Genomic DNA, 12593 nt, shown 5'->3' on the forward strand with positions numbered 1-12593 from the left:
CAACGGCGCACCGCCCGAAATGTAATCCACGGGAGAAGGTATCTACTGGTGCGCTAGCCCGGTTCATCGACGACCTAACGGACGATTACTTTCAGAAGGTCTACTCCGAGCGGAATCTGTACCTGAGCCGGTAGGGGATAAAACCTATTTATAGGAATATTAATTGAGCCATATCTACGCAGATGTGGCTCAACTGCTTCAGAGACTTCCGGTTTTGTTGTGATTCGCGTTTATAAAACGGATATTTACGATGTACTCTTAGAGCGGATAAGTTATGACAGTTGTATCTGTTGAGTTAGATGATAAATTGGCTGGTGAGTTGAAGCAGATATCTGAGTCACTACAGACCAGTGAAGTTGACCTAATAAAAAAAGCGGTTGATAATTTTCTGCGTCAGCAGCGAATGGATCGGATTCGGGCAGAAATAAAGCCCTATGCTGAAGCGGCTGGCTTTTTAACGGAAGAAGATATTTATAGAGAAATCTCGTAATCTTCAATTAGTTTATGCGTTTCCTGAATTTATTAATGAAGTACAGAAAGGTGAAGGTTGCCCTAGCTGCTTGAAATTATGGCGACTAGTTTACGATCTTCTACTAAAGTACTATTCGATACAAACGTTCTTCTTTCCGCTTTTATATTCAAGAAGACTCCCGCCGAGGTATACCAATATTGTGCTGAGCGATATACGCTGTACACATCCGAATGGCTCCTGAATGAGTTAGCAGAAATACTAAAAAGAGAAAAATTCAAACTGCCATTATCGTTGCAGGTCGCTATTCTACAGCAGGTCAGAATAGACGCACAACTTGTTAATCCAACTAACAACTTGCCAACAGACTCTCGTGACCCCGATGACAACAACGTATTGCAAGTAGCACTGTTTGTGAAAGCAGACTTTATCATAACAGGAGATCGTGATTTGCTGGATTTAAAGCAAGTCATCGATACAGTCATGATCAGTCCCGCCACTTTTTATGAGCGCTACATTGGCTAACGGACGATTACTTTCAGAAGGTCTACTCCGAGCGGGACCTGTACCTGAGTCGGTAGGAGAGAAGTATAAAAACGAATAAGGGTCGCTCATAAAGCGACCCTTATTCGTTTCTAACGTAGGTGATCGGAAGAGACGTTTAAAACGGCTTTTTACCGATTAGCTTTTTCACCAGTTCCTTGGCGAGTACAGGTAAGGTGAAGTTGTGGCTCACGGCGTATCGGAAGTTGCCGGTATTGATCGTTTCGATGGGTTTACCGTTTTCGCTGTGCTGGACCACTTTTCCGGTAGCAATATTGATCACGTGCCGCAGGTTGAAGTTCTTGGAGAACATATCCGAGAAGCGGGGCGAGTAATACATGCAACCCTCAAAATAATAATGCGTCACCTGCGACCAGCGCGTTACGTTGCCCCCCGTAATGGGCATCCCGCCATGAATCAAGTTCGACGACCAGATCAGAACATCGCCTTTCTTCATGTGTATTTCCTGACGCTCATAGCCCTTGGCGGCCATAAACTCTTCTACGAAATCCTCATAGTTGGGATACTCCTCGTAATTGCCGCGGGCTTCTATGCCCAGATCGAAATAGTTGAACTCCTCCTGCCGGTGCGAGCGGGGATAGTAGAACAAAGGGCCATTTGTAGCCGATGTTTCTTCCAGCGCAACCCAAACGCCACACATGAAGCGGGCGGGGGTACAACTAAAGTGAATGCTGTCCGAGTGTGCGCGTTGCTGGGTGCCAAATTTGAAGTTGAGCGTTTGAAAGGGAATGGGCTCGCGGTCGTAAAGCATACGCAACACGTCGAAAATGGCTGGCTGAGAGGCCAACTCGCGAACCGTGCCGTACTTCTTCCAGATATCCTGGTGTCGGGAAGGCTCTTCACCAACATTGTCCGGGTACTCCCCTTTAATCTCCTGGAGTGTCCGGTCGATCAGTTCATGGCTCACTTGCTGAGACAATACGACAAATCCTTCCCGGTTGTAATGCGTAGCCAGTTCACGTTGTTCGGGAGTGAGCTCGTGCTTTTGGAGAAGATCGTTAAAAAACGGCGATTCAACCCAGGGCAGGTTCATTCGCTGGGCGACGGAAATGTTTTTCATTGTTTTTAGTGAGGGATTAATAGATAGCGTATATCAAACTGCCAAACGGTTTAGACAAGTCAGGGTGCATCTGTACACTTCATGCATAACCCAGTATTGTGCCAGCCGATCTTGGTTTAACGGTATGGTTAACCGTATACCTGTTGATAGTGAGCAGTTATCGGGATGAATCTATCGAAAATATTTATAAACTGTCATGAATTAGCTCCGATACTTATTATTCGTATCATTCATAGATAGATTCATCTATTTAACGATAATTATGCTCAATTGCAAAATTAGTACACTAACGCGCATGTATATAGGTTTCGACTGTTTATTTCCGGCTATTTCGTTGTTGACGGGTGCTAATTAGCCTGACTATTCTGTGTGAGTAGTCGTTTGGACTGGTAAAAGAGGAGATAAATTGCTCATAGCCCGACGGCTGAACGGCAGGATGCCGTTTGGTGCATACACCCGCTCAACAATCCATAAACAGCATCGTCAATAAGCCGGTCAGGAGGTAATCGCGAAGGTAGACGCGGAGGGATTTAAGGGCTTGACTGATGTGGTACTCGACCGTTCGTTCGGGGACTTTAAGATGGGTCGAAATTTCTTTTACGGATTGATACTCCAGTCGGTTCAGGCGGAAGATCTGGCGGGTTTTCTCGGGGAGGTCGTTCAGTTGCTGCTCTACGGCGCCCATCAACTCGTCCAGATCAAGTTGTTCATCGGTGGTATACGACGCGTCGTTGTAGTGGGCGTAGGCGTAATCGACGTACTTCTCCCGGACTAGGGTTGACTTGAGGTGGTTGATGCAGGCATAACGGACGGCGGTGAAAAGATAGGCGTCTAACCGATCAATTTGTAAGGAGTCCCGGCGTTCCCAAAGGCGGAGAAAGATGTCCTGAACCAATTCTTCGACGGCATCCAGCGCTTGTATTTTTTGCCGGGCAACGCTAAATAATTTCTTCCAGTATCGCAGATAAATTTCCCGGAAAGCATTTTCATCTCCAGTCCGTAGATACAACAGCAATAGTTCGTCTGGAAGTGATTTGTAATTCACGGTATCAATAGAGAAGTATAGGCTCAAACTTATTGTGTGGTTTGGCTAAGAGAGATAGAACGAAATTTGTACTTTTCTGCTAAAAGCTGAAGTAGGTGCCTACTTGTCTCTTTTTCTTTCTTCTATTAATCTCCTTTCATTTATTAATTATTGCAACTATTTACTAGATTATTTCTATGCAATCGTTGCCGGGAACGATGCCAATAAGAGATACTACAGTCTTTTCGGGGAAGAAAATACGGAGGCCCGTCCGGATGGGCGTTGAGAAGACTATTTTTTGCCGCAGAGTAGTTTTGAATTTTTCCGTTGTTGAAGCATAACCAACAAACGCCCGTTCTTAATCTGGGATGATAAATACACCTTGCGTTGTACTTCTGGCTCGGCATAGTCTGTGACTATGCCCAACGACCACGGCATGCTCTATTACACCTTCGAGGGAGCCACGCCGTACGTTTTCTTGAAGGCGAACAAAAAGTGCGACAAGTCTTCAAAACTTAGGTCCGATACACCTCCGACGGAGCTTTGCCTTTCTCTTTGATCAGGTAATACGCTTCGTCGTGGTCGGTGGAGACCGTGATGGGGAGCCACTTATCGAACTCGGCTTTTCGGGCAATCCACTTAACCCAAATTTAGCCGCCTGATAGACGGAAACACTCGCCCGGCCAACGCGTCCGCCTATCGAACTGATCTGTAGAATCCGCCCCGACCGTTGCTGCCGCATATAGGGCAACACGGCGCGGGTTATTTCAATAGACGCATACAGGTTCGTTTCCAGCTGACTGCGTACCTGCTCGTCTGTGAAGGCTTCTGCCGCGCCGGTTATGCCAAACCCGGCGTTATTGACTAGCACATCGATGCGCCCGAAGTAGGCTATTGTCTGTTCTACCGCAGCGTTGATCTGCGCCTTATCCGTCACGTTGAGCTGAATAGGATAAAGCTGATCCGGGTATCGGGCCGCTAAATCGGCCAGCTGGTTCGGGTTGCGGGCGGTGGCGGCTACAGCATCGCCTTTTGCCAGAAGCGCTTCAGTAAGATTCCGTCCCAGACCTCTGGAACTGCCGGTGATAAACCAAATTTTGTTCATTGTCGTTGATTTTTTGTTCGACAAAATTCGGTGTTATCTAACCGGCTCACTTTGTTGAGCCGCTCAAAGTTGCTTTGTTGAAAGGCTCATCATTCCCCTGATTCTATCAACGGGGAATGATGAGCCTTCGGCTGTACGGGCTAAAGACCCGTGCTACATTGGTTACCGTCCCATTACCAGTCGTGTCTGGGCGGGGGTATTCTCCGCATCCACCAACTGAACCCTGAGCGGGCCATCTTTATAAACGCTTCGGTCAATGGCCAGCGTGATCGTGTGCATCCCCTGCGAGAGATCGGTAAGCAGGCCCCGGTCGGTTAGTTTGCCGGGTTTCTGGTCTACCCAGGCGGTGATACCGGCGGTGTTGTTCAGGGCCAGATTCACGTTCCCTTTGCTCACGACTTCCAGATCGAACCGGACGAGGCTGTAGGGCTTGTTGCCATTTGTGATGATGGGTAATTCCTCAATCGGCAACTCCCCGGATACTTTACTATACGCCGATTGCAGGGCCAGTTTGGCACTTTCCTTCACTACATAGCCTAGACCGTCCTCCCGGAGTTTTTTGGCGAGATCCTTACTGCTGGAAACGGCGTTCCAGCGACGCACAAACCGCTCCGTAGGCACCCGGAACTTGCCCGATTCGCCCATCTTCGAGAGGAAACCCACCAGATCAATAAACTCCTGCTTATCCAGACTAGCCGTCAGACCGGCGGGCATCAGCGAGCCCGGCACTTTCTCGATCACGCTCACCTGACTTTTAGGAACCGACACTTCCTGCCCCGATACGTCGCGGATGACCAGCTCGGCGGTGCCGTTACTGACCAGATAGCCCATGAGTTCGCTGCCGTCTTTTTTGGCGATGCGCTGTAGTTCGTACCCTTCCTTGATGGACTGGTTCGGGTAGAGGATAGACCGGGTGATGGTTTCGATGGGCGAACTGGTGCCCAGACTGCTCAGATCCGGCCCAATGCGGCCCCCGGCTCCACCAATGGCATGGCAGGTCTGGCACGACAGATTGCTTTTGCGGAAAATCATTTCACCCTTTACCGGGTCGGCGGTTTCTTTGACAACGCTCGCCAGACTGGTGATTTCCTGTGCCGACAGTTCCTGCGGCATCTTCTCGGCGGGCAAAACCCCACCAGATGCTTCAAATGCCTTTGCGAGTAGCTTGACGTCCTCGTCGCTGCGCCGGTTATAGGGAACGCCCCGCTGCATGAGCTGCCGACCAATCATGGCACGCTTCTGCGGTATTTTGTGGGCGGTCAATTCATCGGATAGGGCTTTGGTGCCTGGTTTGCTGCGTAAAAACGCCTGAAATAGGTCGTCTACGTCGGTTTGCTCGGGGAGTGTGCGTAAGAGATCGGCGCTAATCCGGGCGGCTTCGCTGGCATTGACCGACACAAGTTGAGCGGCTGCGGCCAGTCGCAGATCGGCCGGGCTTTTGGCGCTAGTCAGGTCGATCAGCGATTTCCAGGCGTTGTTTTTATCCGTAACAGCCAGCGCACCGAGGGCGGCTTTCCGTTGGTTTTTGTCGCTCTTCCGGGCAATATTGACCAGCGTTCCGTTCAGTTCGGTTAGCTGCCAAAGGCCAATCAGCCGGATCGCACTGGTCGCAATCGCGTCGTCGTCACTGTCGATAAAGTCGGTGATCCGGTCCAGGTTCACGGCTGGTTTAACGCCCCGACTGGCAGCTTCTTCCAGTGTACCGAGCACCATAGCAACTTCGCTGGCCGGACTACCTTTAACCTGTATCTCTTTTTCGAACAGACCGGTCAGGTCGGCCGCACTGCCAAACTTCGCAATCGACCCGAGTACGTCTTTCCGGTACTCTTCCGGCACTTTACCCTGCTGGTACAGCTGCCTTAACTGCGTAACGGCCTCCGCACTACTGGCCGATTTCAGGGCAAAAACAGTTTTCCGGGCATCGCCCAGAAAAGTGGGGTCTTTCTTCAGGCGGGGTGCCCAGAGGGGTTCTGCTTCGCGAACGGTTTGCCAGAGGGCATAATCCAGAAATTCATCCATCGGATTGTCCAGTACGGACAGGGCCGTGCGGGCGGCTTCGGGCGTTTTTACGTTTCGGAGAGCAATGACGGCTTCCATGCGGACCTGCGGATGTTTGTCGGCCACCGCTTTCGTGAGCAGGGCGGGCACATTGGCCACTTTCGTGTGCCACAGTTCCATAGCCCGCAGGGCAGCCGCCCGCGCTTTGTGGTTTTGGGCATTCAGCAAACGCAGCAGAAGCGGCTCGTTGACCACCTCAAGGGTTTGGTAGGTCCAGAGGGCTTCGAGCAGATAGTGTTCGTATTCGGTATCCGTTTTGTCCAGATTCTGCACCCATTTTTCAAGAGCCGGTATCACTTCAGCGGCACCACGCGCTTTCAGCTGCTGTTTGGCCTGCGAGCGGGTCCAGTCTTCGGGTAATTTCAGAGCCTCCAGCAGTTCGCTTACGGAGGCTTTCGACAATTGCGGACGTTTGACCAGCGGCCGGTTCTTCGCGACAATGCGCCAGATACGACCGTGTTGCTGATCCCGGCGCGGATCGTGGAAATCGACCTCGCCATGCTGAATGATGGGGTTATACCAGTCGGCTACGTAAATCGCCCCGTCCGGTCCAACAGAAATATCGACGGGCCGGAAGGCGACATTATCGGTCCATAGCAAATCTTCAACCTGTTTGGAAGCATAGCCGCTGCCCTGTTCCTCCAGCCGGAACCGGTTGATGCGGTTGGCCCGGAAGTCGTTGGTAATAACGCTGCCCTGCCACGATTCGGGCAGGTGCCGCCCCGAAATCACTTCCAGTCCGCTGTGTTTGGGCTGCCCCGGATTGAGTCCGCGCAGGATGCGGGCGGCTCCCGGTGAGGTGAGAAACGTAGCCCCCGGAAAAGCGTAGTTGATGCCTTCGCCCCCGGCACCGTCGGTTAGGAAGGACTGCCCCCAGCGGTCGAACTGCAACCCCCAGGGGTTTACCAGCCCTTTGGCATACACATCCAGTTCGAGGTGTTTGGGGTTAAGCTGCCAGACACCACCGCCCTCCAGCCGTTTGATACCCGAGGGAGTTTCGACGTGGCTGTAGATGTAAATGGACTGGTTGAAGTACAACAGCCCCTCGGGACCCCAGCGAAAAGTATGGATGAGGTGGTGCGTATCGGCGGTGCCGAATCCGTTCAGAATCCGGCGCTTTTTATCCGCTTTGCCATCGCCGTCCGTATCCATAAAATGCAGGATTTCGGTGGAGTTGGCGACGTACACACCGCCATCGCCGGGGAGAATGCCGGTGGGCGTGAGCAGCCCTTCGGCAAAAATGGTCGATTTGTCGGCTTTGCCATCGCCGTCGGTATCTTCTACGACAAAGATCTTGTCGTTGGCCTGTTCGCCTGTTTTCAGGTGCGGGTAAGCTGTGCTGCTAACTATCCACAGGCGTCCGTCGGCGTCCCAGTTCATCTGAATGGGTTTGGCCACCAGCGGTTCGGCGGCAAACAGCGTTACTTCAAATCCGTCGGCAACTTTGAACGATTCCAGTTCGCGTTTGGGGTCGGGGTCCGGATTGTCGCTGTGGTTATCCGGGTTGACGGCCGAGGTGATCAGCAGCACCGCCGAGACCGTGAAGAATGTATAGAGAAAGCGCAGAGGGCGGGCAGTTTTCATGACGTTCATTACTTTAACGGGCTAAGTTGGTACACGCTGGCAGCGGGTTTGCGGCTCAGGGCAATCTGTCCTTCCAGCCATTTGATGAGAATACTTTGCTCTCCGAGCCCCTTCACATGCCGTCCCTGTTCGTAGGAGCGAAAACCCAGGATATAGGTGGTGTTGAGCGGTCGGTACTGGAAGAAAAACAGATCGTTTTTCTTTAAAATCATCTGTCTCAGTTCGCGAACCTGTTCATACGAGTGTCCCTGCCGGAGTTCGATGCCGTTGGCCCAGTCGCTGGCCGAGGCCGTTATCAACGTTTCCTTATCGGCCGTGAGGGTATAAAAACCTTTCTTTAACCCCGTTATTTTCAGCACCGGGCCGTTGTTGGTGATGCCCCGGTCGATGGCGGGGAGGGGGAGCGGCAATCGTGTTTCGTCGAGGGAGAAGGTCAGGGTAGCGGGGCTGTTTTCCGCGTTCAGGAGTTTGGCCGTTCCGGTCGTTACTGCTGCATTTTTGCCGGCCGCAATTGTAACGGAGGTAAAGCGGGGCGGCAAGCCCAGGCTTTTTTCGAGAGCTGTAGCCAGGTAGTAATAGCCGGTTTCGTTGAGGTGGATGCCGTTGTCGGTAATGGTCGTTTGCTGGCCAATTGCCTGAACGGGTTTGAACAGGTCGAGGTACCGTTTGCCGCGTTGGGAAGCCAGCCGGGCAATGGCAGCCGCGTAGGTTTCGAGCATGGCATTCCGACCGGCCACGTTTTGGGTCAGATCGGTGGTCAGCACCGGAATTGGGGAGAGGAGAATGGCGTTGGCCCCCAACTGGTCGACCTTATCGAGCAATTTGGTCAGCCCTTCGATGAATGTTGCTAAACCGGCCTCCCCGTCCTGCGCTTCGACCCCGCCATAGCCCAGAAAAACCAGCGTGGGTTTGGCTTTGGTGAGGCTTTCCATCAGCAGATCGTAGCCTGTGGGCGGGTTGGTGATCGTGCTTCGGGCAATGCCGTAGACGTTGTCGCCGGTCCAGCCGAGGTTGCGGAAGGTAATGTCGCGGTCGGGCCAGCGCGTGCTCAGCGCCAGTTCCAGGTAGCCGTACTGAAAATCATTTTCGAAGAGTGAATTTCCCAGGAAAACCACTCGTTCGCCGTTCTTCAGTTCGAAGGGCGAATTGGGCGATTGGGAGGCATTCTGCGCAATGGCCAGTCTACAGGTGAAAAAAAGGAGCATTACCAGCGCAAACCCTGGTATAGCCGACACCTTACATGTTCTCATGCATTTTCTGATTAACGTGAATAAGCCCGTGTCCTGATGCTTCGTAGGCTCGGATGAGCGTCCGGCAAATGACCATTGATCACCGGATGGGTATACCTACGAAAGTTTCAACAAAACCTGATTTACTCAACGAAAAGAAATGCAGATGGTCTTACTTAAGCGTCATCAGACTTTTCCTGATAATAACCGCCCAGCGCTTGTAGCCCGCTTCGTTCAAATGAAGCGTGTCGGCGTCGTACAGCGACGGGATGGGCTTGCCGTCGGCACCGAGGAAGGTGAAGTCCGTTTCGATGTAATGCAGGTTGGGCGTTTGCGCACAATACTGCTCAATGAGCCGGTTAGCCTCACTTGTCTGGTCCCAAACCGCCCATCGTTTGGGGTTTGGCGACACCTGAATCCAGAAAATCGGCAGGTCAGGGTGTTTGGTCCGAATTTGCTGAGTCACGTTTTTGACCAGATTCAGCACCTGCAACGGAGTCTTGTCGATCGGTAGGCCAACGATGTCATTACCGACATAAAAAACGGCCGCTCGGGGCCGGTGAGCGGCCATGATCTGATTGATGAAGTAGGCAAAATCGTTGAGTTTCGCCCCGCCATACCCCCGATGAATGATCGGGAAAGGAGCCAGATCACGCCCGATGGTGGTCCAGCGCCGGATGTAGGAACTCCCCGAAAACAGGATGGCGTTTTGGGGGTCTTTCGTCGTGGAATCGAGGTGGCGTAACTGCGCTATATCCGTTGTCCACTTAAATACTTCCGGTCCGGTTTTGGGTTCGTGCTGCACCAACTGCGTAACGAGCCAGTGACTGATCTCCTCCAGTGCCGCCCGTTGTTTTTCCTTGTCATTATCGAGCGTGTGTCCGGTTTTCTCAAAAAGCTGCAAGCCGGTCGGGATGCCCAGTTTCAGGGCGTGGTCGTACAGAATGGTGCTGCCGTGCCGAAACCCGTGGTAGCTGAACGACGAATCAAAGGCCACTGTCACGTCGGCCATGCCGTGAACATTGAAAATAGGCGCATCGCTCGCTTGTATCCAGCGGTAGTTGATCATGGCACCCCAGCAGTTAATGACGCCCCGCACTTTTGATGAATAGCCGGGGTTACCACTGCTGCCTTCCAGGGTGCCCAGCCGTTTGGTGTTGACCCAGGCGGGTACTTCGACCTGATCCAGGTAGGCCAGGTGCATGGCCGTTTTCGCCCCCGCCGAACTGCCCATCACAAAAATCTGGTCGGGGTCGATGCCGTAGGTTTGAGCGTTTTTCCGGAAGAACCGCACGGCGGCTTTGGCGTCCTGCACGGCGCGGTACATAGCCTCGAAATAGGTCGTGTCGCTTTTGGACTTGTCGATGCCGAGTCGGTAGTTGATGGAGCTGGCCACGTAGCCACGCCGGGCCATACTGCCGCAGACCATCGTGCTGAACGCACCGACCTTATCGTTGTTCTGGAAACCGCCCCCGTGAATGAAAATCAGCAGGGGGCGCTTGCGGAGGGTATCGCTTTTTTCTGGCAGAAAAATATCCAGTTTCAGCGTTTCCAGCTCGCCTTTCAGGTTGACAGCCTGCCCGTAGGTCAGGTTGTTCAGCGTATCGAAGCGGGGGAAAACCTCATCCGAAAACCGGCGGAGCGAACCCGTGGACTGCGCCGTTACTGTTATGGTCAGACCCAGTTCGGCTATAAGGCATACCAAGTAAAGAAGATACCTGTTCATGTAAGTTTATGGTCGAAAAGTTAATGGGCTTGTGGAATTGTTTTGTGGCAAAGTACCCCACGGCCGCTGCTGTGGGGTAGATCACTATGAAATCCACTCCCCTAATACCCCGGATTCTGCGCCATTTTCCGGGTCAGGTTTGCGTCGATGACCGATTGGGGGATGGGCAGCAACTGGTCGCGTTCGGTGATTTTATTGCCTGCCAGGGCGTTGTATTTTTTCGTACGCTCCAGCCATTTGCCCGTTCGGATCAGGGTGTACCGCCGATGTTCTTCCGTAATTAGCTCCCTGGATCGTTCATCGAGAATGAAATCCAGCGACAAGTCCGCGGCTGTAATGAGTTTGGCTTTGGCGCGTGTTCGTAAAGTATTTATAGTCACTGCGGCATTGTCTGTTTCGCCTAACTTTAACTGTGCTTCGGCCAGCAGCAGGTATGTTTCGCCTAAACGCAAATACATCTGATCGTTGTAGGTAGACGATTGCTGCACATCTTCGGCTACGGCCGGTGCCCAGTCCCACTTGCGGGTGTTGGGCCAGTTCTGGTTATTCAGCGATTCCAGACCGGTTTGCGCCGTCCGGACGGTGTCGCCCAGCTTGGCTCCGGTGGGTAGCGAAGCCGCGTTGTTCATGAGCCAGAATAACCGAAGGGCATGGTACGAACCCCGTTCATCGCCCGTACCATACAGACTCAGGCCGAAGCGGGTAATCCCGAATCGGCCAATGCCCCGGCCGCCGTTATCAACCGAAAAGGTAACGGGCGTTTTGCCCCCCACCGAAATACGGTCGTAGCGGTTCACCCACCAGCGACGCAGGATGTTGTTTTCCCCACCCGCCGACAGATACTCGTTCTGGACCACCCAGAGTGCTTCGGTATTGCCCTGGCTTCGGTTGGTGTTTCCGTCGATAAACATATCGGTGAAAGCCGTACCGGGTAACGCTTTGCGGACACCGTAACGCGCCGTGACCAGTTTATACAGGGGATTGCTGATGAGCGATTGCGCTTTTGCTTTGGCGCTGGCGTTGTCGCCGGTCGTCAGGTACAGTTCGGCCAAATAGTGCGTCGCTACGGCGCGGGGCATACGGCCTTCGAGCGGGGCCAGTTCGGCCATGTTTGTTTCGGCAAACAGCAGGTCGGCCTCCATCTGTTTGCGAACATCGGCAACCGGCGTCCGCTCCCAGTCGGTACGGATGGTAGCCCCGGTCGATTCCCTGATGTTCAGCGGCACATCGCCGTACAGAAACGTCAGGTGGCGGTAGGCCCAGGCACGAATCAGCCGGGCTTCGCCCACGATCTGGGCTTTTTCGGTGGCCGACCAGTTGATGGCGGGATTCCCGGACCGGTCGATGATGGTGTTGGCGGCATTGATAACCTGATACAGCCACTCCCAAACACTCCGCACGTAGGGATTCGTAGAGTTGAGTAAAATCCCGAACTCATTAAACACCTGTTCGGGCGCTCCACTGGCCGGAAACAGGCTAAATGCATTATCAACGCCCACCATTGCTGCCGTACTGGCAAGGTCGTTGGAGAGGTCGATCGAACCCGACGAGGTGCTGCCGATACCCGCCCGTTCGCGCCGGACCAGGCCATAGAGACCGTACAGACCCGCTTCAAAGCCTGCCTTGTTGACGTACAGATTGTCGGGCGCAATGATGTTCAGGGGTTGCTCGGTCAGGTAACTGTCTTTGCAACTGCTCGTCGTCAGACCAGCGAAAAGCAGGGTAAGTAAATAAAGTTTATATCGTTTCATGGTAGTTGCTACAGGAATGAAGG

Annotated in this window: 9 protein-coding genes; 2 read left to right on the forward strand and 7 right to left on the reverse strand. The window is 52.9% G+C overall.

The features are described from left to right. Positions 1-274 precede the first annotated feature (274 nt). Complete coding sequence (locus tag CRO74_RS12690; RefSeq protein WP_097126426.1) at positions 275-490, forward strand: antitoxin; 216 nt, start codon at positions 275-277, stop codon at positions 488-490. 78 nt (positions 491-568) lie between these two features. Beyond that, positions 569-994 (forward strand): putative toxin-antitoxin system toxin component, PIN family, encoded by a 426-nt coding sequence (locus CRO74_RS12695; RefSeq protein WP_097126427.1) that lies wholly within the window; start codon positions 569-571, stop codon positions 992-994. Positions 995-1130: 136 nt separating this feature from the next. Here the strand turns inward: CRO74_RS12695 and CRO74_RS12700 are convergent, their stop codons facing one another. From CRO74_RS12700 to CRO74_RS12735, 7 genes are all read right to left on the reverse strand, one after another. After that, on the reverse strand, positions 1131-2093 hold the full coding sequence (locus tag CRO74_RS12700; protein WP_097126428.1) for a phytanoyl-CoA dioxygenase family protein: 963 nt from the start codon (positions 2091-2093) through the stop codon (positions 1131-1133). Positions 2094-2553: 460 nt separating this feature from the next. Further along, positions 2554-3138, reverse strand: a complete 585-nt coding sequence (locus CRO74_RS12705) for an RNA polymerase sigma-70 factor (RefSeq protein ID WP_097127092.1) — start codon at positions 3136-3138, stop codon at positions 2554-2556. Between the two features lie 538 nt (positions 3139-3676). Beyond that, positions 3677-4222 (reverse strand): SDR family NAD(P)-dependent oxidoreductase, encoded by a 546-nt coding sequence (locus tag CRO74_RS12715; protein WP_245877836.1) that lies wholly within the window; start codon positions 4220-4222, stop codon positions 3677-3679. Between the two features lie 162 nt (positions 4223-4384). Beyond that, complete coding sequence (locus CRO74_RS12720) at positions 4385-7864, reverse strand: PVC-type heme-binding CxxCH protein (protein ID WP_179830185.1); 3480 nt, start codon at positions 7862-7864, stop codon at positions 4385-4387. An 8-nt stretch (positions 7865-7872) separates the two neighbouring features. Further along, positions 7873-9114, reverse strand: a complete 1242-nt coding sequence (locus CRO74_RS12725) for a GDSL-type esterase/lipase family protein (RefSeq protein WP_097126430.1) — start codon at positions 9112-9114, stop codon at positions 7873-7875. Positions 9115-9265: 151 nt separating this feature from the next. Continuing rightward, on the reverse strand, positions 9266-10819 hold the full coding sequence (locus CRO74_RS12730; RefSeq protein WP_097126431.1) for a carboxylesterase family protein: 1554 nt from the start codon (positions 10817-10819) through the stop codon (positions 9266-9268). A gap of 101 nt (positions 10820-10920) precedes the next feature. Continuing rightward, complete coding sequence (locus tag CRO74_RS12735) at positions 10921-12570, reverse strand: RagB/SusD family nutrient uptake outer membrane protein (protein WP_097126432.1); 1650 nt, start codon at positions 12568-12570, stop codon at positions 10921-10923. Positions 12571-12593: the final 23 nt, after the last annotated feature.

The organism is Spirosoma fluviale (assembly GCF_900230225.1).
GTDB classification, from domain to species: domain Bacteria; phylum Bacteroidota; class Bacteroidia; order Cytophagales; family Spirosomataceae; genus Spirosoma; species Spirosoma fluviale.

Excerpts from the sequence above, each read along its gene's own strand:
- CRO74_RS12725 (WP_097126430.1), bottom strand. The coding sequence starts at position 9,114 with ATGAGAACATGTAAGGTGTCGGCTATACCAGGGTTTGCGCTGGTAATG.
- CRO74_RS12720 (WP_179830185.1), bottom strand. The coding sequence starts at position 7,864 with ATGAAAACTGCCCGCCCTCTGCGCTTTCTCTATACATTCTTCACGGTC.
- CRO74_RS12700 (WP_097126428.1), bottom strand. The coding sequence starts at position 2,093 with ATGAAAAACATTTCCGTCGCCCAGCGAATGAACCTGCCCTGGGTTGAA.
- CRO74_RS12695 (WP_097126427.1), top strand. The coding sequence starts at position 569 with ATGGCGACTAGTTTACGATCTTCTACTAAAGTACTATTCGATACAAAC.
- CRO74_RS12690 (WP_097126426.1), top strand. The coding sequence starts at position 275 with ATGACAGTTGTATCTGTTGAGTTAGATGATAAATTGGCTGGTGAGTTG.
- CRO74_RS12735 (WP_097126432.1), bottom strand. The coding sequence starts at position 12,570 with ATGAAACGATATAAACTTTATTTACTTACCCTGCTTTTCGCTGGTCTG.
- CRO74_RS12730 (WP_097126431.1), bottom strand. The coding sequence starts at position 10,819 with ATGAACAGGTATCTTCTTTACTTGGTATGCCTTATAGCCGAACTGGGT.
- CRO74_RS12715 (WP_245877836.1), bottom strand. The coding sequence starts at position 4,222 with ATGAACAAAATTTGGTTTATCACCGGCAGTTCCAGAGGTCTGGGACGG.